The sequence below is a fragment of the Arthrobacter sp. DualSoilB13 genome, from assembly GCF_055389195.1.
This window is the reverse complement of the sequence record NZ_AP035865.1, coordinates 2,126,453-2,148,381: the sequence shown is the minus strand read 5'-3', so window position 1 is coordinate 2,148,381 and position 21,929 is coordinate 2,126,453. Positions and strand designations below refer to the sequence as shown.

Below are 21,929 nucleotides of genomic sequence, written 5' to 3'. Positions count from 1 at the left end.
TGTGTGTCGAATCACAATCTCTCGCGCGATGAAGCCGCAACCCGTTCAGCCCTGATCACCACCCACAGCTACGACGTCACCCTCGATGTCCGCGACGCGGCAGATCCCGCCGTCGCCGGTTACCCGAGCATCAGCACGGTCACTTTCTCAGCCGAACCCGGCTCCGCCACCTTCATGGATTTCATCAGCGGCGGCATCGAGTCCGTAGTGCTGAACGGCCTGACGCTTGACCTGCGGTCAGTGGTGGACCGTCACAGGATCATCCTGGAAGGCCTCGCTGCCGAGAATACCGTGACGGTGACAGGGACGGCGCTGTACAGCCGCTCAGGCGAGGGAATGCACCGCTTCGTGGATCCTGCGGATGGCCAGTGCTACCTCTACACGCAGTACGAACCGGCGGACAGTCGCCGCGTGTTCGCCAATTTCGAACAACCGGACCTCAAAGCCGAGTTCACCTTCCACGTGATCGCTCCAATCGGCTGGGAAGTCGCTTCCAACGGAGTTGAGGTGGCCCGCACGCCGGTTCAGGGCCAGCCGACTGCCGCGCGGTGGGATTTTGCCGCTACCAAGCGAATGTCCACCTACATCACCACGGTCCTTGCCGGCCCCTACTTCAAGGCCACGGACCACTGGGGAACAACGCTCGACGACGGCACTCGCCTGGACGTGCCACTGGCACTTTACTGCCGGGCTTCGTTGGCCGACTCCTTCGATGCCGATCACCTGTTCGGGTTGACCAAGAACGGTCTGGCCTTCTTCAACGACCTTTTCGCCTACCCCTACCCTTGGGGCAAGTACGATCAAGCGTTCGTGCCCGAATACAACCTCGGCGCCATGGAAAACCCCGGGCTCGTGACATTCACTGAAAAATACGTGTACGCCTCACGGGCCACCGACGCCCAGTACCAGGCCCGCGCCAATACCCTCATGCATGAGATGGCCCACATGTGGTTCGGAGACCTGGTGACTATGAGTTGGTGGGATGACCTCTGGCTCAAAGAGTCGTTCGCCGACTACATGGGGACACTGGGGGTGGACCGTGCCACGGATTGGGACACGGCATGGGTGAACTTCGCCAGCAAGCGCAAAGCCTGGGCCTATGTGCAGGACCAATTGCCCACCACGCACCCGATCGTGGCGGATATTCCGGACCTTGAAGCCGCCAAACAGAACTTTGACGGGATCACCTATGCCAAGGGTGCGTCGGTGTTGAAGCAGCTGGTTGCCTATGTTGGCTTTGATGCCTTCATTGCAGGATCCCGTCAGTACTTCAGGGATCACGCCTTCGGGAACACTTCCCTCCAGGATCTCCTGGCGGCCCTCAGCGCGGCCTCGGGACGGGATCTGGCCGGATGGGCCCGGCAGTGGCTGCAGACATCCGGCATCTCCACTATTTCGGCCGAGATTGTGGAAGACGACGGGATACTCGGTGCGGTGACGCTCCGGCAGGACGCCATCGATCCCCTCACCGGTCACCAGGAACTCCGTCCGCACCGTATGCGGCTGGGCCTGTATGACGCCGACTCAACGGGTGCCTTGGTAAGGACCGAAAGCATCGACGTAGACGTTGCAGGACCCAGCTCACTGGTGACGGAATTGCAGGGAAGGCGCCGGCCAGCGCTGCTCCTGGTCAACGATGACGACCTCAGTTACGTCAAGGTCCGGCTGGACAGCCGATCCGAACACACGGTAAGGACATCACTGAACAGGATTTCGGATCCTATGGCACGTGCTCTCTGCTGGACTGCGCTTTGGGATTCGGCCAGGGATGGCGTCACACCGGCGGCCCGTTACGTGACCGCCGTCGAGCAGTTCGCGCCTTCGGAAACGGGTATAGGTGTCCTGCTCAACGTGCTGGGCAACGCTGCCAGTGCCATCGAGCGCTACGTCCCCGCGGCCACGCGCGAGGGCGTGCGGAAGGATTTTCTGGGAGTAGCCGCTGAGCAGTTGATGGCTGCTGTTCCCGGCTCTGACCAGCAACTTGCCTGGGCCAGGACCGTGGCTGAGGTTTCCAGGCACGGTGACAGCCAGCTCCCCCTGGTGCGGGGAATACTGGAAGGCACCACCGTGGTGGAAGGCCTGGCCGTGGACGCTGAACTGCGCTGGAGCCTGTGGCAGGCGTTGGCAGCCCATGGGCAGGCGACCCTCGCTGAGCTGGACCGGGAGCTTGACGCTGATACCACAGCATCGGGCAAGGAGGGCTATGCTCTGGCCTCGGCCGCCCGTCCGGAGGCCTCAGTTAAGGCCGCAGCCTGGGATTCCATCGTCAACAGCGCCGGTCTTTCCAACGAGATCCTCAGCGCCACCATAGCGGGGTTCGTCACTGCTCCCGGAGAGCTTCTTGAACGCTACATCGAGCCCTACTTCGAGTGCCTTGAACGAGTGTGGTCCGAACGGAGTATTGAAATCGCGGGCCGAATAGTCCGTGGACTCTTTCCCGGAGCCCAAAATCTCACCGAAGGCATGCGGCCCACTGAGCACCCTGTCCTCATCCGGGCGGACCAGTGGTTGCATGACCACCCTGAGGCGCCCCGTGCCCTGCGCCGCATCCTCATCGAACAACGGAGCCACCTGTTGCGGGCGCTGACCGCCCAAGCGGCTGGGTGACCGCTCAAGCCGGTTGTGGGGAACGCCTAGGGAACCCGGTTCAGCCATTCCTCAGTGCCAAACTTCTCATTCACACGCTGCCTGGCTTCGTCGAGCTCACTATCGGTGAGCCGTGATTCAACGGCACCGTAGCGTTCGATGAAGACATCCTTCATGGCCTCAATGATTGCCGACCGTGCAAGACCTGTCTGGCGACGCAGGGGGTCCACGCGCTTCTTGGCGCTCCGGGTTCCTTTGTCCGAGAGCTTTTCCTTGCCGATGCGCAAGACCTCCACCATCTTGTCGGCGTCGATGTCGTAGCTCATGGTGACGTGATGGAGCATGCCGCCGTTAGCGAGCCTTTTCTGTGCGGCACCACCGATCTTGCCTTGATCGGTGGCGATGTCATTCAAGGGCACGTAGAAGGCAGTAATGCCCAGTTTCTCCAAGGCTGCCATGACCCAGGCATCGAGGAATGCGTAGGAGTCAGCAAAGCTGATGCCGTCCACCAGCGTCTGCGGCAGGTACAGCGAATAGGTGATGCAGTTTCCGGCCTCCATGAACATGGCACCGCCACCACTGATGCGACGCACCACGGAGATACCATGCCGCATGACCCCGTCCGGATCCACCTCGTTCCGCACCGACTGGAAGCTGCCGATCACCACGGATGGTTCTTCCCAGTCCCAGAACCGCAACGTGGGATTGCGTCGACCGGCTCCCACTTCTGCCGTGAGCACCTCATCCAGCGCGACGTTCACCTGCGTGGGCAGGACTGACGGTGGGATGACTTCCCACTGGTGGTCCGCCCAGCCTGTGGCCTTGGACAGTGCGCGACGGACTGCTACCGCCACCGCTTCGGCGGAGAAGCCGAACATGACGGTGTTTTCGGGGAGGCCGCCCGTGACGGCAGCGGCGATGTCCGCCGCTGTTGAGTCTTCAGGAAGTCCGGTCAGCGCGCGGTTGATGTCCTCAAGGGCTTCATCGGGCTCCAGGAAAAAATCGCCGCTCAGCGAAACATTGTTAAACCGTCCATCAACCACCACCAGGTCAACTACTACGAGTTTGCCGCCCGGTACTTTGTATTCGCCGTGGAGGCGCGTGCCGTCGTCATGGGTGGGCTGTTCGTGGGCAGGGTGGGAAGTCATGCTTCCCATCTTGCCGGAAAACGCAAAGGCCCGCATTGCCGGAAGTCCAGCAATGCGGGCCTTGAAAGCCTTGGGGTGAAGTGGGTTACTTCGAGCCGCCGAAGCCCTTGAAACGAGCGTTGAAGCGCTCGACGCGGCCAGCGGAGTCCATGATGCGCTGCTTGCCCGTGTAGAACGGGTGGGACTCCGAAGAGATTTCGACGTCGATAACCGGGTAGGTGTTTCCGTCTTCCCACTCGATGGTCTTCGAGGAAGACACGGTGGACTTGGTCAGGAACTGAGTACCGGAGGCCAGGTCGTTAAAGACAACAGCTTCGTACTTCGGGTGGATATCAGACTTCATAATGGGACCTTTTGTTCACGCAACTGGATTTTGCCAGCTGCCAGGTATGAATGGAGGTGGTCCGTGGCTGCAATGCGAACATTCCAGCGGGCGGGCCAACAACCAATCATAGCGGAAACGCCCATGCCAGACGAACCGGACTCAGTGCTGCGGACGAAGCTCCCAGAACGCCACTGCCGAGGCGGCTGCGACATTGAGTGAGTCCACACCTGCGCGCATGGGAATCTTCACGGTGAGGTCGACGGCGGCCAGCGTCTCCTCACTCATGCCGGCACCTTCGGTCCCCAGCACCAAGGCGAGTTTCGGGTAGTCTCTGGCGGCGAGTTCGTCCAGGGTCAACGCATCATCGGTCAGCTCCATGGCGGCCACCGTGAAGCCTTGCTCCTGCAGGCCTGCCAAGCTCTCAGGCCAGCTTTCCAAGCGCGCCCACGGTATTTGGAAGACCGTTCCCATGCTGACCCGAACGCTGCGCCTGTATAAGGGGTCCCCGCACCTGGGTGATACCAGCACGGCGTCCACACCCAGCGCCGCAGCTGAGCGGAAGATGGCGCCAACGTTGGTGTGGTCCACGATGTCCTCCAGCACAGCCACGCGTTGGGCGTTGCTAAGGAGCTGCGCCAGCGGAACGGGGGCTGGCCGGTGCATTGCAGCCATCGCTCCGCGGTGCAGGTGGAAGCCGGTGATCTCTTCCAATAGTGCAGCTTTGCCAATGAAAACCGGAACGTCGGGATACGCCTGGAAAACATCGTCCAGGTCCTCAAGCCACTTCTCCGCCAGGAAAAAGGAGCGTGGCTGATGGCCTGCGGCCAGTGCCCTGCGGAGGACCTTGGAGGATTCGGCGATGTACATGCCTTCCTGGGGCTCCCGGAGCTTCCGAAGATGAACATCGGTCAGCGTTGTGTAGTCGCTGACGCGGGGATCCTCGGCCGACTCAAGGTAGTGGAACGTCAAGGTGCGGTCACTTCAGCAGGTTGGCGATCATGAAGCCCAGTGCCACGATGCCGAGGACGAAGATCACGGCCCGCAGGACCTTCGGGGACAGCTTTCGGCCTACCTTTGAACCGATCAAGCCGCCAATGGTGGAGCTTACGGCGATGATGAGGACGAACAACCACTCAATACGGTCGAACGCAAAAATCAGGTAGGAAACGGCGGCAACCATGTTGACGCCCAGCACCAGGATGTTCTTCATGGCATTCGCGTTTTGCATGGTGCCTGAGAGGAAGACCCCCAGAATCCCCACCAGCAAGATTCCCTGTGCTGCCACGAAGTAACCTCCGTATACGCCCGCCAGGTACACGAGGACCACTAAAAGGACGTCGTGATTTCGATCGCGGATGGCATGCTCGGGGTTTTGTTCCCTGTTCTTCACCCAGGACTGCAGCTTGGGCTGGAAGACCACCATCAGCAAAGCCAGTATCAGCAGCACTGGGGCTACGTAGTGGAACACCTTCTCCGGAAGGTGGAGCAGCAGCCAGGCACCGGTAATGCCGCCCAGCAACGAGGCCGGCAAGAGTTTCATCAATTGCCGACCGCGTCCGGCGAGTTCGCGCCGGTAGCCCCAAGCGCCGGCGGCGTTCCCCGCCACCAGGCCCATGGCGTTGCTCATGGAGGCAACCACTGGCGCTGTGCCAATGGCGATGAGAACGGGGAATGTCACAAGGGTGCCGGAGCCGACGACGGCATTGATGGTGCCGGCCCACAAGCCCGCGAAAAAGACCAGGATGCTGCTAAGAATCTCCACAGTAAGTTACAGAACTCCTCTAGCGCCGGGCAGTAGCCGTGTAGCGGCCGGCGTTCTCCGAAACATCCAAGGCCAGGCCGAAGGTGTTGCTGAGGTGCTCGTCGGTAAGTACTTCCTTGATGGGACCAGCAGCTACCACTCCGCCTTCGCGCAGCAGCATGGCGTGAGTGAACCCTGGCGGCACTTCCTCAAGGTGGTGGGTGACAAGGACCATGGCCGGAGCTGCTTCGTCACTGGCGAGTTCGCCCAACTTGTGGACCAGTTCTTCGCGTCCCCCGAGATCAAGGCCGGCCGCGGGCTCGTCCAGCAGAAGCAGTTCGGGGTCCGTCATCAGTGCGCGGGCAATCTGGACACGTTTGCGCTCACCCTCGGACAGGGTGGCGAACGTCCGGTTCAGGAGAGGACCCATCCCCCAGTCGTTGAGCAGGGCAAAGGCGCGGCGTTCGTCGTCGCGCTCATAGCCCTCGCGCCAGCGGCCGGTAACTCCGTAGGCAGCGGTCACCACAACGTTGAGAACGTTCTCGTGTTCGGGAATCTGGGTGGCAAGAGCGGCGGAGGAAAGTCCGATCCGGGGTCGCAGTTCAAAGACGTCTACGCGGCCCAGGGTTTCGTCAAGGATTCCGGCCTTGCCGCTGCTTGGGTGCAGGCGGGCGGCAGCAATCTGGAGGAGGGTGGTCTTGCCGGCTCCATTGGGTCCCAGGATGACCCAGCGTTCGCCTTCGTTGACCTGCCAGTCAACCTTGTCCAGCAGGGTCTTCTTGCCTCGGACAACGCTGACGGAAGCCAATTCCAGAACATCACTCATAGCAGTAGACACTAGGACAAAAATCCATATGACTGATAACCGGCAGTGAAGCAGGCTCTGTGTGGCGAAACGAATTCGGGCGCGTGCAACGCCCTCAGTAGGATTGGGGCCATGACTTCGAACTTGGCTGCAGTCAGCTATGGCGTGAACTTGTCCCCCGAATCCCTCGACAATGTGCGGAAGACGCTGGCCGATGCCGGCGCGGCAGTGTCATCGGAATCACAGGGTGGAGACGAGCGCTTTGGAGTGCACACGGCCGCTCTCTTGGTGGGCGGGGACACGGATGTGGAACTGCGCACCATGCGTCGGCTGGTGGCAGAGGCCGCAGAAGCAGGGGTGGATACTGCCATCGTGCCTGAATCGTTGCGCCAAGCCGCCCGAAAGCTCTTGATCATGGATGTTGATTCCACGCTGATCCAGCAAGAGGTCATTGAACTGCTGGCAGCGCACGCTGGCAAACGCGAGGAAGTCGCTGCCGTCACCGAAGCCGCAATGCGCGGCGAGTTGGACTTTGCCCAGAGCCTCCACGCCCGCGTTGCCGTCCTCGCAGGCCTGCCTGCCGCCGTCGTCGATTCTGTTCGCCAAGAGGTGCGCCTCAGCCTTGGTGCGGCAGAACTTGTGGCGGCTTTCAAGAAGGCGGGCCACGTGGTGGCGGTGGTGTCCGGAGGATTCAATCAGATCCTGGGTCCGATCGCTGATGAACTCGGCTTGGACCATTGGATCGCCAACGAGCTTGAAATCGTCGACGGCGCGTTGACCGGTAAGGTGCTGGGCGCGGTGATCGATCGGGCCGCCAAGGAAAAGTACTTGCGCGAGTGGGCGGCTGCTGAGGGCATCAGCCTTGAGCACACCATCGCAGTGGGCGACGGTGCCAATGACCTTGACATGCTCAGTGCTGCAGGCATTGGAGTTGCTTTCAATGCCAAACCTGCTGTTCGCGCGGTGGCAGACGCCGTGATCACCATGCCGTATTTGGACGCCGTGCGGCACATAGCCAACGTGTGATTGCAGGGGCGCATTTTCCCCGAGCCCCTCTCCAGTCCCCTCGCAAAGCACCGGCGCGGTTATCCCGCCGGTGCTTTGACGTATCTGCGTGCCCGTTATGGACGCTCAAAACGTAAAGACCCGATCTGAAACAGTAAAACCAATTTCGTGACGCAGAAACAGAAACAATTTATACAATTGTCATTCTTTCTGGTGACGGAATACCCTCGATGGTAGCCGAGGGCGTATTTCAGTCTCCGATGCCCCTTAATTGTGTAAAGTGGAGATTCTTATCAATATCTCCGCATTATCAGCGGTTGACCGGAATGACGAAATTCGAGGGTAGGAAGTGGGCCGTTCAGAGCGCACATGGAAATGGTGGAAACGCGACGAAGGCTACCAATCCAACGCCCATGAACAAGATGGCGCGGAAGGTTCCTTGTCACCCTTGCTTGAGATCCTCCACTTGGATCTTGATGACGACGACGCAAGCCGGTTTGCCGACTTCACAGAAACTCCCGATTACTCAACAGAACAGGAACTACCGGATATGAGCACACTGGACGAAGCCATAAAGCAACTGCTGGCCATCGAAGGATCAACTGGTGCTGCCGTGGTGGACTACTCCAGCGGCATGGCCTTGGCCCAGGGCGGAAGCCCCGGCTTTGACCTCGGAGTTGCTGCAGCCGGCAACTCCAACGTGGTGAGCGCCAAGTTGCGTACCATGGCCGACCTAAGCCTTGACAGCGACATCGAAGACATTCTTATTACCTTGGGAACGCAGTACCACCTCATCAACGTACTGAACTCGAGCGGCTCCAAGGGGCTGTTCGTCTACCTTGTGCTTGACAGGACCTATGCGAACCTGGCGCTTGCCCGGCACAAGCTCAAAAACCTCGCCAAGGACATCACCATCTGATCTTTCGAGGAAAGTCACTAGGGGCGGTGGCGCATCATGCGTCACCGCCCCTATTGCTGTGGCAGGGATCCAACGCGTCAAATTCTCGCGCGCCGGGCCTCGCTGCTGCCTGATTCAAATTTCACGCCCAACATATGGTGCACCAGCACATCTTCGTTGGTGTTGGCATTGGCCTCGATGGCCACGAGTTCGCCGTCTCGCATGACACCCACCCGGTGGCACCAGCTGATCAGTTCGGACAGGTCCGAGGACAGGAGAATAATGGCCACGCCTGTTTGGCTGAGCTCGTTGAGCATCTGGTAGACCGCTTCCTTGGCGCCGATGTCGATTCCGCGGCTCGGATGGCTAAGGATCAAGAGGTCGCAGCCTGTGGTCATCCACTTGGCAAGCTGCACTTTCTGGCGGTCGCCGCCCGAAAGCGTACTGATGTTTCCGTGGATGTTGGTGGTGCTGATGCGCATGCGTTGAATGACTTCCGCAACCCCACGAAGCTGCGTGATCTCATCCCGAAGGCTCGTTTCTCCCCCTTCCACGCCTCGCTGAAGGCCTGCCACTATGGTGCCCGTGGCCTGGTCAGCGTCGAGGGCATCGGACAAGTATCCAATCTTCAACCGCATGGCATCCTCGACCGACCGTATCTGCACTGCTTGTCCATGCATGAGCAGGTGGCCTGAGGTGCCGGGGCGGACACCCGCCAGCGCTTCGACCAACTCGTAGACGCCGGAACGATGCGTTCCTGCCAAGCCAAAAATCTCGCCCCTGCCCACACTGAAGGTAATGTCCCGAACCCTGTCCCCCACGCTGAGGGACACTACCCGCAGGGCCTCATCAACCTCAGCGGGGTCGCTGGGCCTGGCGCTGCCTTCCAGTTCGTGTTGAAGCAACAGGAAGGCCAGTTCGTCGACGTCGGTATGGGTGGCCTCCAGAATTTTGTGCACCCGGCCTTCCCTGAGTACGGCTATGCGGTGGGCAATGGATCGGACTTCGTCCAGGCGATGGGTGATGTAAATGATGGCCCGTCCTTGCCGGACGAGCATGCGCAGAACCTGATGGAGCACGGCGACGTCATGGTCCGGAAGCGATGCAGCAACCTCGTCCATGATGACGAGCTGGGCTTCTTCGGCGACCATCCTCAGGACTTCCACCAGGGCTTGCTCAGCACGGATGAGGGATCCAGCTTTGGTGTCCGGATCCAGGCTGACGCCGATGTCACCGATCAGCTGGCTTGCTTGCTCACGGAGTTCCTCGTGGGGCCTGTCTGCCTGGAACGTACCGCGAAAGATTGCTTGTGCGATGGTTAGCTGGGGGTCGATCCTGAAGTTCTGCGGGATGAGGCCGACTCCGCAGGCTTGCGCTTCATCAAGGGATTCCGGCCCATACTTTTCTCCCGCCAGCGTCATCAGCCCGGCGTCGTGTTGATGCAAGCCGGCCAGTACACCCATCAGCGTGGTTTTTCCCGCACCGTTGGTTCCGATCAAACCCAGGATCTCGCCTCGTCGTACCGAAAGTGCAACGCCTTTGAGGATTCGCCGCTGATCGTATGATGCATGAATATTATCGGCGTGCAATAACAGGTCCAACGAAAGCTCCTAATGCAAGGGGACAATAATCGCCCTGTGAGTCAACCGAGTAGCTTCCACATGCTGCATGAGGTTGCTGAGTGTATCTAAACTCCCAACCCGGGGTTGTGCGGCCCGTTGATAACGAAGGGCGAGGGCGCCTTTGAGAGTCAATCAGATCAAATCCCATATTGCAAAGCGATTGCCGTAAATCAATAAAGCGCATTTCGTGACGCGAAAATCAAAATAATTGTTGGAATCGTTATTGTTCACACGCCAAGGCGTGTTTAAGCAGCAGAGGCCCGGGACACATGTCCCGGGCCTCTGCTGGAGTGGTGTGCGAAGGCTACTCTGACGTTTTGTCGAAGTAGTCAGCGCCGCCCACATATTCAGTGTGGCCTGATTCGACGTCCGCGGTCACCATCTTTGCCACCTCGGCTGCGAACTCCTCCACGGAGTAGAGCTTGCCGGCTTCCGCGCGGCGCGCTTCGATAGCGCCCGGGTTGGAGCGATCAAGCAACGTGGCAGTCACGGTGCCCTCGATCATATCGCCGGACACAACCACCAGTGATATGCCCTTGTCCGCAAGGTTGGGCAGGAGGGCGCGCAGGGCATCCTCACCGGCGCGCTTGCTCTTTGCCACAGGCTCATACTCGGGCATAGTGGGCACGGTCTCCACAAAGTGCGCCTGGTGGCTGGTGACGAATACCACGCGAGATCCCTCGGGCATGAGGGGAACAGCCGCATTGAGCATGTTGACCTGGGCATCGCGGTTCAGCTTGAGTGCGTACCCCTCCTCCATGCCGGATTCCATACCGCCGGAGGCATTGAGGACCAGGATATCGAGGGAGCCGAACTCTTCCATCGCGGTGCTGGCCAGTGCGTGAACTCCTTCATCGGTAGTGAGGTCTGCGCCGACGGCGGCTGCACGTCCACCTGCAGCCTGGATCCCGGCCACTACCTTGTTGGCGCGAGGCGCCTTCTGGCGGTAGTTGACCACGACGGCGGCGCCCTCACCTGCGAGGATCTTGGCAACTTCGGCGCCAATTCCGCGGGAGGACCCTGTGACGATCGCGGTCTTGTTATCCAGCATTCCCATTCGTGCTCCTTTTGTTCACTTCATCCAAATTCGGTGGGCTCGGGTTCCATCATGCCAGCGGCACGGGAGAAATCCGTTGTTGCCCTCGAACAAAAACTTATGTGCGGGCTAGTTGCCTAGTGGCCCATCCCCAGGCCGCCATCCACAGGAATCACGGCTCCGGAGATGTACGCGGCCTCGTCACTGGCAACCCAGCGCACCACGTTTGCTACCTCGGAAGCTTCAGCGAAGCGTCCGGCGGGAACGTTGGCCAAATAGGACTTCTGCGTTTCCTCCGGCAATTCAGCAGTCATATCTGTGTTGATGAACCCGGGTGCAACAACGTTGGCCGTAATGCCGCGGCTGCCGAGTTCGCGCGTCAGCGAGCGTGCAATGCCCACCATGCCTGCCTTGGAAGCGGAGTAGTTGATCTGGCCGGGGGCGCCATAGAGACCGGAAACCGACGAGATGAGGACAACGCGGCCTTTCCGCAACCGGATCATGCCTTTGGAGGCCCGCTTGATGACACGGAAGGCGCCGGTGAGATTGGTGTCCAGGACTGACGTAAAGTCGTCCTCGCTCATGCGCAGCAGCAGCGTGTCCTTGGTAATGCCCGCGTTGGCAACCAGTACCTCCACAGGGCCATGTGCCTCTTCGACAATCTTGAACGCAGCGTCAATCGACGCCTCGTCCGTGACGTCGGCCTTCACCCCCAGGATGCCCTCAGGCAATTCTGATTCACTGCGGTAGGTGACAGCCACCTTGTCTCCATTGGCAAGGAAAGATTTGGCAATGGCGAGGCCGATGCCCCGGTTGCCGCCGGTGATCAGGACGCTGCGGCCGGTGGTTACTGCTTCAGACATGGGTTTGCTCCAGGTTCCGCGGCATTTGCCAGGCCGCTATGAGAGAGGGATTTTCTGAGTTGATCCTATCTGGCGGGCGCTGCAACCGGCGGGTAACCGGTCATCAGTGTGGTTTGGGCGAGTACGTCCTTGGTGAGAGAATTGATGAAGGCCTTTGGAGCGTGATGATTCAGTTGTGACACGAGAAAACAGTCCCCTGCAGCAAGTGCCCGGGGAACCGGACGCTTTTTCCGGTGCCCCCGAAGTCCACAGCATCACAGACGCCGCTGCTGCCCACTCCGAAGACATGCGTGATCGCATGGTCAAGTACGCGGTAGCCATGGGTATTCGCATGGTCTGTATCATCCTCATTTTTGTGGTCGATGGCTGGTTCAAGATCATTGCCATTGTGGGCGCCGTCTTCCTGCCGTGGATTGCGGTAGTCATAGCCAATGGCAATGACAAGGCCGAGGACCATAGCGAGTCCTTGTTGGACTACGTCGCCGTCCCTGAATTGGAACGTTCCCCCGAGCCTGAAGAAGCTCCCGTGGACGCCCCAACCGTGCTCCAAGGTGAACTGGTGGATGACGAAACACCTAGCACATCAGGAGGCCCGGCCACGGGCCATTCAAGCGATGCCGGACAGTCCGGCGACGAACGGGCGGCTTCATGAATATCTTCAACCTCGGCGGCCCGGGTGCGGCCAGCGGGGAGTCCGGACGCGCCACGGCTACGGCAACGTGCTCCCGCAAAGGTTGCCGCGCCGGCGCAGAGTGGCAGCTCCTGTGGAACAACCCGCGCATTCACACGCCGGATCGCCGTAAGGTGTGGCTTTCGTGCGGCGAACACCGGGACTGGCTGGAGGATTACCTGCAGACGCGTGGCCTCTGGAAGGAAACACTGCCGTTCAAGGCCAGTGAAGCAACAGCGAATGAGGCTGGCTGAATGTACCGTTTTCTCTTCTCCAGCAAGTGGCTGGGGTACTTCGTGCTGGCTGTTATTTTCGCCACAGCCTGTGTCTTCCTGGGGCGATGGCAGATGGACCGCCGGGCTGAGACGTTGGCAGAAATCAATCGGGTGGTGAGTAACTACTCGGCCACCCCCATCCCCTACGCCCAGATCAAGGACGAGTTCGACTCCCTGGACCCTGAACGGGAATGGACGCAGGTTGAGCTACGGGGCAGTTATGACCTCGACGGGCAGCGGGTTGTGCGCAACCGGCCGCTTAACGGCCAGCCAGGCTACGACGTCGTGGTTCCATTCCGGCTGACTACAGGCGAAGCAGTCGTGATCGACCGCGGCTGGCTACCCATCGGCAACAACACACCAGGCCGGCCTGACGTGATCCCTGCTCCACCCACTGGTGAAGTAACTGTGGTGGCCCGTCTCAAGCCTGCCGAACCCAAGCTGGATCGTGGCGCGGTTGACGGTCAGCTGGCTTCGATTGACCTCGCAAGCTTTGCCGAGGAACTCCCTTATCCAATCGCAACAGGTGCATACGGGCAGTTGGCCAGTGAATCTCCTGCAGTGCGGCCGATGCCCACGCCTTTCCCCAAGCCGGCCACTGAGGAAGGGACGCACCTCTCCTACTCACTGCAATGGTTCGCCTTCGGCGTCCTGATGTTCATCGGCTTTGGATACGCTGCACGGCAACAGGCCCGGAACGCCGCCATTGATGCCGAAGACGAAGAGGACGAGCAGATCATGGCCGCGGGTGGCACGCCCAGGAAGCGTGCCCCCGCTCCCCGGAAAAACAAGCGACCCACGTCCGAAGAAGAGGAAGACGCCATCCTTGATGCTCAGGGCTACTGATCCGGTTCACGATCCGGTGCTCAATGTCCGGTCCGCTTTGACTGCCGCCGGCGCCGAGGACACCGTCCGGACATTCGAGGAAAAGGTCCCTACAGCTGCCGCCGCTGCTGCTGTGTTGGAATGTGAAGTCGCGGCAATCACCAACAGCCTGGTCTTCGAACTTGATGGCGAGCCGCTGCTCATCCTCGCAAGCGGTGCGGCGAAGGTGGACACGGGGCTTGTGGCGGAGAAGCTGGGGGCCGGCAAAATCCGCCGCGCAAAACCCGACTTCGTGCTGGAACACACAGGCCAGGAAGTAGGCGGAGTAGCGCCCGTAGGCCACCCCAGGAAACTCCGCACCATCCTGGACACCTCGCTCCAAGAACACCCACTTCTCTGGGCAGGAGCCGGAGACCACAACTCCATGTTCTCCATCAGCTACGAAGAACTAGCGCGCATCACCGACGCTGAAGAACTCCGGGTCCGCTAGCTGCATCAGCCTGCGGGGGTGACCCCACCGCGAGCGAAGCGACGAGGTTGATCTGCGTAGCGTGCGTCTAAGCGAGGAACGAGCGAGCACGCGGCAGATCGAGCACGCCGCGCAGCGGAACGCAACCAGACGCGACGCAGCGGACGCAACACGCGCGCAGCCGAACGCAACCAGGGCTTACGCCAGCGTGATCAAGTCCAGGTAGTCCTCGTTCCAGTGGTCTTCAACACCGTCCGGGAGCAGCACAACGCGCTCCGGGTTCAGCGCTGACACGGCACCTTCGTCGTGGCTGACCATGACGACGGCGCCACTGTAGTTCTTGAGCGCACCCAGGATCTCTGCGCGGCTGGCCGGGTCCAGGTTGTTGGTGGGCTCATCGAGGAGCAGCACGTTGGCGCTGGAGGCAACAATGGTGGCCAGGGCCAGGCGTGTCTTCTCACCGCCGGAGAGGACGCCGGCGGGCTTGTCCACGTCGTCGCCGGAGAACAGGAACGAGCCCAGGATGCCTCGGACTTCGGCATCCTTCATGTCCGGAGCTGAAGACCGCATGTTTTCCAGGACCGTTCGGTCGACGTCGAGGGTCTCATGCTCCTGGGCGTAGTAGCCCACCTTGAGGCCGTGTCCGGGGATGATGTCGCCGGTGTCAGGCTTATCGACGCCGGCCAGCATGCGCAGAAGAGTGGTCTTGCCCGCACCGTTGAGTCCAAGGATGACCACCTTGGAACCGCGATCGATTGCCAGGTCCACGTCCGTGAAAATCTCCAGCGAACCGTAGGACTTGCTCAATCCCTCCGCAGTCAAGGGGGTCTTGCCGCAAGGAGACGGATCCGGGAACCGCAGAGCTGCCACGCGGTCGTTTTCGCGCACTGCCTCCAAGCCGCTCAGGAGCCGCTCTGCTCGCTTGGCCATGTTTTGGGCAGCGACGGCCTTGGTTGCCTTGGCGCGCATCTTGTTGGCCTGGTCGATCAGGACCTGCGCCTTCTTTTCGGCGTTGGCGCGTTCACGCTTCCGGGCGCGTTCATCCGTTTCGCGCTGGAGCAAGTAGCGCTTCCAGTCCATGTTGTAGTAATCGATCTGGGCGCGGTTGGCGTCCAGGAGGAAGACCTTGTTCACCGTCGCCTCGAGCAGGTCGGTGTCGTGACTGATCACGATCAAGCCACCCTGGTGGTTCTTCAGGAAGTCACGCAGCCAGGTGATGGAGTCGGCGTCAAGGTGGTTGGTGGGTTCGTCGAGGAGCAGGGTCTCCGCATCGGAGTACAGGATGCGCGCCAACTCCACACGGCGGCGCTGGCCACCGGAAAGGGTCTTGAGTGGCTGGTTGAGGAGGCGATCCGGCAACGCAAGGTTGGAGGAGATCGCAGCAGCTTCAGCTTCCGCTGCGTAGCCACCGCCCGAGAGAAACTCAGCCTCCAGGCGGTCATAGCGATTCATGGCTTTACGCTGGACCGCCGCGTCATCGCTTGCCATATCCTCGTGGGCCTTCTTCAGCTTGCCCACCACCACATCCAGGCCGCGGGCCGAAAGGATGCGGTCACGGGCGAGCTGTTCCATGTCCGGAGTCCGCGGATCCTGTGGAAGGTAGCCGATCTCACCGCTGCGGGTGACTTTACCCCCGGCGGGGAGCCCTTCGCCGGCGAGGACCCGGGTGAGTGTGGTCTTGCCGGCACCGTTACGTCCGACGAGTCCAATTTTGTCCCCTTTGTCCACCCTGAAGTTAACCTGGTCCATGAGCAGGCGTGCGCCGGCGCGGAGTTCGAGGTCCTGGACGGTAATCAATTCGGGTGATGCCTTTCAATGGGGAACGCTCGCGGGGACCGGTGGGTCCGATAAGTGCGGCGGGGGCGGCCGTGAGAACAGCCTGTTCAAGTCTACCGGTACCTAGGCCGCTGCTTGACATCGGTCCTCCCAGGAGGAAACTGTGCTGACGGCCAAAGAATTCCGGGTCAGTGTTGTGGAAAGACTCCAAAATCCCGATTCCGTTCCCTCCGTACTCTCGACAACAGGGGAAACAAGAACATCCATCGCATCGCATTACACCCGATAGGACCGTCATGAGCCAGACCAACTCTTCCACTTCCGCTGCCACACTGCAGCGAACCGCGTCCTCCCGAAAACGCTGGACCGCCACAGACCTGGGCCTCATCGCAGTTTTCGCTGCCCTCGTAGCGGCATCGGCAATTGTCCCGGGCATTCCGGTAGGAGCCCTTGGGGTTCCAATCACTTTGGTGACGTTGACGGTGATGCTCAGTGGACTGGTGCTCGGAGCCGGGCGCGGTTTCGCCGCCGTCGGGCTTTACGTGTTGCTCGGCTTTGCCGGTCTGCCGATCTTCAGCGGCGGGCGCAGCGGTTTGGGTATCCTCGCCACGCCCTCCGCCGGTTACATCATCGCGTTCCCGCTGGCGGCAGCCGCGACCGGTTACCTAACATCGGTGGTCATCCGCAGGACAGTCAAGTTCCGTGCACTGTGGCTCTTCGCAGCGACCATGGTGAGCAGCATCGTGGTTATTCACGCCCTCGGCGTCCTGGGCATGATGGTCAATGCCAAGTTGGATTTCACCAAGGCCTTCCTCGCAGACCTCCCTTTCGTCCCCGGCGATATCATTAAGAACGTCCTGGCCGTGATCATCGCCGTGGCAATCCACAAAGCCTTCCCGGATGTCTTGGTACGCCGGGTCAAGTAAGCGGGAACAATCACTCCATGAATTCCATCAGTTTCAGCAGGGTTTCGGTGCGTGTCGCAGTCGATGGCAGCGACACCCCCAAAACCCTGCTGCAAAATTTTTCCCTGGACCTCGCAGAACGCAGGATTGGAGTCATCGGCGCCAACGGCTCCGGAAAGTCCACGCTGCTGCGGCTCGTGAATGGCTTGGTTGAACCGAGCGAAGGCACAGTGGTAGTCCACGGAGATGACACTCTTGCCGATGTCCGCCGTGTCCGGGGCAATGTGGGTTTCGTCTTTACCGATCCCCTGTCACAGTTGGTGATGCCTACCGGGCGGGAAGATGTTGAGCTCTCGTTGCGCCGCTCCGTCAAGAACTCTAAGGAGCGGGCGGCGCGGGCAGAAGCAGTGCTGGATCGCTTCGGCCTGCTGCATCTGGCCGATCAAAGCATCTATGAACTGTCCGGTGGTGAAAGGCAGCTACTGGCCTTGGCCGCAGTCCTTGCGGTGGATCCCACCGTCCTGGTTCTCGACGAACCATCCACCCTCCTGGATCTTCGAAACCGCGAACTGCTGCGCCGCACAGTCGCTGGCCTGGATCAACAAGTCATCATGTCCACGCATGATCTCGACCTGGCCTTGGACATGGACAGGGTGCTGGTAGTTGAGGCCGGGCGTATCGTGTTCGACGGCGGTGCTGCAGACGGCGTCGCCCGGTACCGCGAGCTTTGCGCGGCTGCCCTGCCCGGTGCCGGCGTGGGTGATGTGCCGAGATGAGGGGGCATGGCTTCCTTATAGCCAACTACGTGCGAGGGAACTCGATCATCCACCGCACTCCCCTGTGGCTGAAATTTCTGGTTGTAGCGGCCTGCGGAGCGGCGTCCTTCCTTATTGTGGACTGGGCCGTGTCGCTGGTGGTCTTCGCCGTCATGTGTGGCTTATTCATGCTGACGGGGGCAGGCTTCCGCCGCCTTCTGAAGGCCATTTGGTTGGTGGCTCCTATCCTGCTGGTCATCGGTCTCTTCCAATGGTGGCAACTGGGCGGGCCCACCGCGGCACGCATCGTGTTCAATGTGCTGGTCTGCGTAGTGGCAGCTTCGGTCCTCACCGCGACTACTCCCGTGCAGGATCTTCTGGACGGCGTGGTGGCGTTGGCAAAACCGTTCCGGCGTTTCGGTGCCGATCCTGAACGATTCGCTTTGACCATCGCAGTGATGCTCAGGAGCATTCCCTTCATAGCCGGCGCCTTCACTGACGTAAGGGACTCAGCGCGGGCACGCGGGCTTGAACGCAATCCCCGCGCACTGGTGCTCCCTGTCTTCATCACCACTGTTGCGTATGCGCGCCAAACCGGTGATGCTTTGGCGGCCCGCGGGTTGGGCGAACCGGAGAGGGACTAGACCGGCGCAGGGGCTACAGCTTGGCGTACTGAAAGAGAGCTGCGGTTCCCATGCCTCCGGCGATACTGATCATGGCCAATGCCAGCGAACTCACGCCCCGCACTGCGTAACTGCGGCGTGCTTGAGCCATCAACCTCGTCACCAGGACCGCTCCCGAAGCTCCGTAGCCATGACCCAAGGCAAGCGCGCCGCCATCAAGGTTGGCTTTCTGAGGATCAACGCCCAGATACTCCAGGCATGCGATGGTTTGGGAGGCGAATGCCTCATTGAACTCCACCAGATCAATGTCATCTGCGTCCACTCCATGGCGGTCCAGGAGCCGCTTGGCCGCGTGGGCTGCCCCTATGCCAAGAAATTCCGGATCAACGCCGACGGTCTCGCACCCCAGCACCAGCATCCCGTGCGTCGCGCCCAGGGTGCGGGCTCGTTTAAGGGACGTCATGACGACGGCGGACGCTGCGTCCGCGTCAAAGCATGAGTTTGCTGCCGTGACCGATCCGCCCGCCACGAATGCTGCTGGGAACCTCGCCATCAGCGGGGCCCGCAGTGAAGCTCGGGGGCCATCGTCCAGCGCCACCTGTTTCCCCTTGCTCTTGAGCGGAACAATTTCATCCTCAAAGAGCCCTGTCCTGGCAGCGTCAACGGCACGGTGATGGCTCCGGAGCGCGTACTCGTCCTGCCTCTGACGTGTCACGCCGAATTCGCGGGCGACATTCTCCGCCGCAACACCCATGTCCGGGTCGCCGAACTGCGGCGGCACAAAGCTGGCCCTGGAGTAGAAGTCGAGTTCGCCGTCGTCGTTTCTATTGGCCCGGGCCGGGGCGTTACTGATGCTTTCAACGCCCCCTGCCAAATACAGCGGATCACCGCCGGCTGCCACCAAGCGGGATGCCAGTGCAATGGCGTCCAAACCTGAGCCGCATTGGCGGTCCACGGTAAGGCCAGGGACGGTAATGGGTAAACCGGCCTGAAGGGCGGCGAATCTGGCCACATTCCCGCCGCCCCCCACAGCGTTGCCGATGATGACGTCGTCCACGTCCCCCGGATCCACGCCGGCTTTCTCCACCAAGGAAGCCAGCACGGGTGCCAAAAGATCGGGAGCGCGGAGGTGCTTCAGCCGGCCGTTGGCACGACATATCGGGGACCGCAGTGCAGAGACAATGATGGGCTGTCGGGATTCATTGGCCCCACTGGCCGATCCGCTGCCGCTAACCAAGGACTTGCGCGCGCGGGTCATGGTTCTTGATCCAGTCCAGGAGAACTTTCCTGCTGACCTTGCCCCGGTCGGTCATGGGTAGCTCCGCCAACGAGTAATACTGCACCGGCCACTTGTCCCTGGCCAGGAGACCATCCAGGCCCGTGCGGAGCTGGGTGGCGGTGACCGCACCACAGGCAGGCACGACGCCGGCGATCACCTTTTGACCGCGGATGTCGTCTGGCGCTCCGGCAGCCACCGCACCATCCACCCCGGGCACCGAAGCGATGGCAAGCTCAACCTCGTGCGGGTAGACGTTCTTGCCGGAGGTAATGATCATGTCCGAGCGACGGCCAAGGATATGCAGGGTGCCGTCCTCCAGAAAGCCCTGGTCCCCCACCGTGTACCAGCCATCAAGACACCGGAGGGCATGTCCGTCGTCGCCCCACAGGTAGCCGTTGCTGACCATTCCACTGCGTACACTGATGTTCCCATGTTCCCCGTCGGGCAGGGGCCTGCCGGTGTCATCGAGGATGTTCAGTTCAACGCCTGGAAACGGGATGCCGATGCCGGTGCCACCGGCGTCCAACGGTTCGCCGGCGGCCAGCCGGGTCCCGGACACAAAGCTCAACTCCGAGGCGCCGTAGTACTCGAAGATGGCCGCACGGGGCGCCCACCGCCGTGCCGCTTCCAAGGTCCGGGCGTCCAGCTTGGAACCGGCACAGATGATGCTGCGGATACCGGAAGCATCAACGTCGCCGGCCAGTCCCCGCTCGCTGAGCAACCTCAGGGCGGTGGGCGCCAAAACAAGACGGGTGATGCCGTCATGGCTGATGGCGGCATGGGCGTCGGCGACATCGAACGATTCAAGCGTATGGAAAGCCGAACCCGCGTACAGGCACTCTGAAAGGGCGTAAAGATTCAGGCTTGCTGACAAAGGACCGGGCGCAAGGGTCCGGTCCTCCTGGGACAAGCCAAAGAACTCGATGGAGGCATCGAAAGACACCTGCCAGGACCGGCGGGACCTGGTGAAGGCTTTGGGCACGGACGTGGTACCGGACGTGAGGCCGATGAGGAAGGTACTGGACGCGTCCCCGTCCACCAGTTCGGCGCCAAACGGTGTGGTGGTTGGCAGGACGCGTGAGGATACTTCTTCGATCATCGGGGCCGGCCATTCGGGGTCCAGAACGGCGCACCGCCGATCCCCCGCCACAGCGGCAGCATAGCGCTCCACGAAGCGCACAGAGTTGGGCTCGGCCAGAACGGTGGTGGCAGGGGCGTCCGCAACCAAGCCAGCTGCGGCGTCGCGGAGTCCCGCCCAGGTGAGCCGGCCGCTGCCCACAACGACGGCGGTGTCGTGGGGGCGCTCCTCGGCCCAGAGCTGAAGTTTATCCAGGAAAGGCATCCAAACAATTTTACGGCAGTGCCTGGCACCAGGCACCAAAAGTGACGTCTATTCTGACTGTATGAGTTTCAATGACGGCGCGCAGCTTGACCCCTCCCAAGTGGAGGACCGACGTGGCAGTGGCATGGGCCGCGGTACCAAGATCGGTGGTGGAATTGGTGGCGGTATTGTGGTGCTGCTCCTGGCACTCTTCGGCATCAATCCCAACATCCTCGGGGACCTGACCGGGGGCGGAAGCCAGCCACCCGCCGTCGAAGGTGGCAGTGCCGGAGCCGGCGGCGTCCAGGAATGCCAGACCGGCGCTGATGCTGACAAACGCCTGGACTGCCGGATCACCGGTACGGTGAACAGCTTGAATGCTTTCTGGCCTGACTATCTGGCGGATTACAACGTCCAGTACCCGCGGCCCAAGACTGTCATCTTCAGCGAGGCTACAAACACCGGTTGTGGCGCGGCTACCAGCGCTGTTGGTCCCTTCTACTGCCCTGCAGACACCACCGCCTATTTCGATCCCGGCTTCTTCGATGAACTGGTGACCCGTTTTGGCTCTTCTGGAGGCCCGCTGGCACAAGAGTACGTAGTGGCCCACGAGTTCGGGCACCACGTCCAGAACATCCTCGGAAGCCTGGACAAGGCCCAGCAGGATCCACAGGGACCGCAATCGGGCGCGGTGCGGGTGGAGCTCCAGGCAGACTGCTATGCGGGACTGTGGGTCCGCCATGCCACGACGCAGACGGATGCGAGCGGGAAGCCTTTCCTTGACCCCCTGACCCAGCAGGACCTGCAGGATGCGCTCTCGGCCGCTTCCGCCGTCGGCGATGACCGCATCCAGGAAGCCGCAACCGGCCGCGTCTCACCTGAGTCATGGACCCACGGCTCCAGTGAGCAGCGGCAAAAATGGTTCTACCAGGGGTACACCACGGGCGACATCAACAAGTGCGACACCTTCGGTGTGGCTGCGCCTTAAGGCATGACGACACC

Annotated in this window: 22 protein-coding genes; 11 read left to right on the top strand and 11 right to left on the bottom strand. The window is 61.1% G+C overall.

Features of this window, described 5'->3' with window-relative positions:
• Positions 1-3 precede the first annotated feature (3 nt).
• Positions 4-2,607: an aminopeptidase N gene (gene pepN, locus ACZ5J0_RS09815; RefSeq protein ID WP_464094681.1), complete on the top strand. Its 2,604-nt coding sequence runs from the start codon at positions 4-6 to the stop codon at positions 2,605-2,607.
• A 26-nt stretch (positions 2,608-2,633) separates the two neighbouring features.
• Here pepN and ACZ5J0_RS09810 read toward each other — a convergent pair whose 3' ends face one another.
• The 5 genes from ACZ5J0_RS09810 to ACZ5J0_RS09790 all read right to left on the bottom strand — a co-directional run bounded on the left by ACZ5J0_RS09810 (position 2,634) and on the right by ACZ5J0_RS09790 (position 6,626).
• Positions 2,634-3,743 (bottom strand): lipoate--protein ligase family protein, encoded by a 1,110-nt coding sequence (locus ACZ5J0_RS09810; RefSeq protein ID WP_464094716.1) that lies wholly within the window; start codon positions 3,741-3,743, stop codon positions 2,634-2,636.
• A gap of 76 nt (positions 3,744-3,819) precedes the next feature.
• Complete coding sequence (locus ACZ5J0_RS09805) at positions 3,820-4,077, bottom strand: type B 50S ribosomal protein L31 (protein WP_142939204.1); 258 nt, start codon at positions 4,075-4,077, stop codon at positions 3,820-3,822.
• A 141-nt stretch (positions 4,078-4,218) separates the two neighbouring features.
• Entirely contained in the window at positions 4,219-5,028 is an 810-nt protein-coding gene (locus ACZ5J0_RS09800) for a TrmH family RNA methyltransferase (protein WP_250820199.1), read from the bottom strand.
• Positions 5,029-5,035: 7 nt separating this feature from the next.
• Positions 5,036-5,821 carry a sulfite exporter TauE/SafE family protein gene (locus ACZ5J0_RS09795; protein WP_142939206.1) on the bottom strand — a complete coding sequence of 262 codons (786 nt, stop codon included), beginning with the start codon at positions 5,819-5,821 and terminating at the stop codon, positions 5,036-5,038.
• Positions 5,822-5,840: 19 nt separating this feature from the next.
• Entirely contained in the window at positions 5,841-6,626 is a 786-nt protein-coding gene (locus tag ACZ5J0_RS09790) for an ABC transporter ATP-binding protein (protein ID WP_062068735.1), read from the bottom strand.
• A gap of 111 nt (positions 6,627-6,737) precedes the next feature.
• Between ACZ5J0_RS09790 and serB the strand changes: the two genes are divergently transcribed.
• Both serB and ACZ5J0_RS09780 read left to right on the top strand, forming a co-directional pair.
• Positions 6,738-7,631, top strand: coding sequence for a phosphoserine phosphatase SerB (gene serB, locus ACZ5J0_RS09785; protein ID WP_142939208.1), 894 nt, complete (start codon positions 6,738-6,740; stop codon positions 7,629-7,631).
• Between the two features lie 427 nt (positions 7,632-8,058).
• On the top strand, positions 8,059-8,529 hold the full coding sequence (locus ACZ5J0_RS09780; RefSeq protein ID WP_243753096.1) for a hypothetical protein: 471 nt from the start codon (positions 8,059-8,061) through the stop codon (positions 8,527-8,529).
• A gap of 77 nt (positions 8,530-8,606) precedes the next feature.
• Here the strand turns inward: ACZ5J0_RS09780 and ACZ5J0_RS09775 are convergent, their stop codons facing one another.
• From ACZ5J0_RS09775 to ACZ5J0_RS09765, 3 genes are all read right to left on the bottom strand, one after another.
• Positions 8,607-10,109, bottom strand: coding sequence for a sugar ABC transporter ATP-binding protein (locus ACZ5J0_RS09775; RefSeq protein WP_464094680.1), 1,503 nt, complete (start codon positions 10,107-10,109; stop codon positions 8,607-8,609).
• 325 nt (positions 10,110-10,434) lie between these two features.
• Positions 10,435-11,187: an SDR family oxidoreductase gene (locus ACZ5J0_RS09770; protein ID WP_142939209.1), complete on the bottom strand. Its 753-nt coding sequence runs from the start codon at positions 11,185-11,187 to the stop codon at positions 10,435-10,437.
• Between the two features lie 116 nt (positions 11,188-11,303).
• Positions 11,304-12,029, bottom strand: coding sequence for a beta-ketoacyl-ACP reductase (locus ACZ5J0_RS09765; RefSeq protein WP_142939210.1), 726 nt, complete (start codon positions 12,027-12,029; stop codon positions 11,304-11,306).
• Between the two features lie 154 nt (positions 12,030-12,183).
• On the opposite strand from ACZ5J0_RS09765, the gene ACZ5J0_RS09760 reads away from it, so the two are divergent.
• Genes ACZ5J0_RS09760 through ACZ5J0_RS09745 form a run of 4 tightly spaced genes read left to right on the top strand, consistent with a single transcriptional unit; the run spans position 12,184 to position 14,289 of the window.
• A complete protein-coding gene (locus ACZ5J0_RS09760; RefSeq protein WP_464094679.1) occupies positions 12,184-12,681 on the top strand; it encodes a DUF3099 domain-containing protein in 498 nt (165 codons plus the stop codon).
• The gene (locus tag ACZ5J0_RS09755) at positions 12,678-12,953 is read left to right on the top strand and encodes a hypothetical protein (protein WP_142939212.1); all 276 of its coding nucleotides are present in this window, start codon (positions 12,678-12,680) and stop codon (positions 12,951-12,953) included. The genes ACZ5J0_RS09760 and ACZ5J0_RS09755 overlap by 4 nt, the downstream gene beginning before the upstream one ends.
• The gene (locus ACZ5J0_RS09750; protein ID WP_142939213.1) at positions 12,954-13,820 is read left to right on the top strand and encodes an SURF1 family cytochrome oxidase biogenesis protein; all 867 of its coding nucleotides are present in this window, start codon (positions 12,954-12,956) and stop codon (positions 13,818-13,820) included. It begins immediately after the preceding gene.
• On the top strand, positions 13,804-14,289 hold the full coding sequence (locus ACZ5J0_RS09745) for a YbaK/EbsC family protein (RefSeq protein ID WP_166840750.1): 486 nt from the start codon (positions 13,804-13,806) through the stop codon (positions 14,287-14,289). Before ACZ5J0_RS09750 ends, ACZ5J0_RS09745 begins: the two co-directional genes overlap by 17 nt.
• A gap of 177 nt (positions 14,290-14,466) precedes the next feature.
• Here ACZ5J0_RS09745 and ACZ5J0_RS09740 read toward each other — a convergent pair whose 3' ends face one another.
• A complete protein-coding gene (locus ACZ5J0_RS09740; protein WP_062068715.1) occupies positions 14,467-16,065 on the bottom strand; it encodes an ABC-F family ATP-binding cassette domain-containing protein in 1,599 nt (532 codons plus the stop codon).
• A gap of 275 nt (positions 16,066-16,340) precedes the next feature.
• Between ACZ5J0_RS09740 and ACZ5J0_RS09735 the strand changes: the two genes are divergently transcribed.
• The 3 genes from ACZ5J0_RS09735 to ACZ5J0_RS09725 are packed head-to-tail and all read left to right on the top strand — an operon-like array spanning position 16,341 to position 18,348.
• Positions 16,341-16,970, top strand: coding sequence for a biotin transporter BioY (locus ACZ5J0_RS09735; RefSeq protein WP_166840752.1), 630 nt, complete (start codon positions 16,341-16,343; stop codon positions 16,968-16,970).
• A gap of 17 nt (positions 16,971-16,987) precedes the next feature.
• Positions 16,988-17,725 carry an energy-coupling factor ABC transporter ATP-binding protein gene (locus ACZ5J0_RS09730; protein ID WP_142939216.1) on the top strand — a complete coding sequence of 246 codons (738 nt, stop codon included), beginning with the start codon at positions 16,988-16,990 and terminating at the stop codon, positions 17,723-17,725.
• Entirely contained in the window at positions 17,722-18,348 is a 627-nt protein-coding gene (locus tag ACZ5J0_RS09725; protein ID WP_142939217.1) for an energy-coupling factor transporter transmembrane component T family protein, read from the top strand. Before ACZ5J0_RS09730 ends, ACZ5J0_RS09725 begins: the two co-directional genes overlap by 4 nt.
• Positions 18,349-18,361: 13 nt before the next feature.
• On the opposite strand, the gene ACZ5J0_RS09720 is transcribed toward ACZ5J0_RS09725, so the two are convergent.
• A complete protein-coding gene (locus ACZ5J0_RS09720; protein WP_464094678.1) occupies positions 18,362-19,585 on the bottom strand; it encodes a thiolase family protein in 1,224 nt (407 codons plus the stop codon).
• Complete coding sequence (locus tag ACZ5J0_RS09715) at positions 19,557-20,948, bottom strand: class I adenylate-forming enzyme family protein (RefSeq protein ID WP_464094677.1); 1,392 nt, start codon at positions 20,946-20,948, stop codon at positions 19,557-19,559. The genes ACZ5J0_RS09720 and ACZ5J0_RS09715 overlap by 29 nt, the downstream gene beginning before the upstream one ends.
• Positions 20,949-21,009: 61 nt before the next feature.
• Between ACZ5J0_RS09715 and ypfJ the strand changes: the two genes are divergently transcribed.
• Complete coding sequence (gene ypfJ / locus ACZ5J0_RS09710; RefSeq protein WP_142939220.1) at positions 21,010-21,915, top strand: KPN_02809 family neutral zinc metallopeptidase; 906 nt, start codon at positions 21,010-21,012, stop codon at positions 21,913-21,915.
• Positions 21,916-21,929 lie beyond the last annotated feature (14 nt).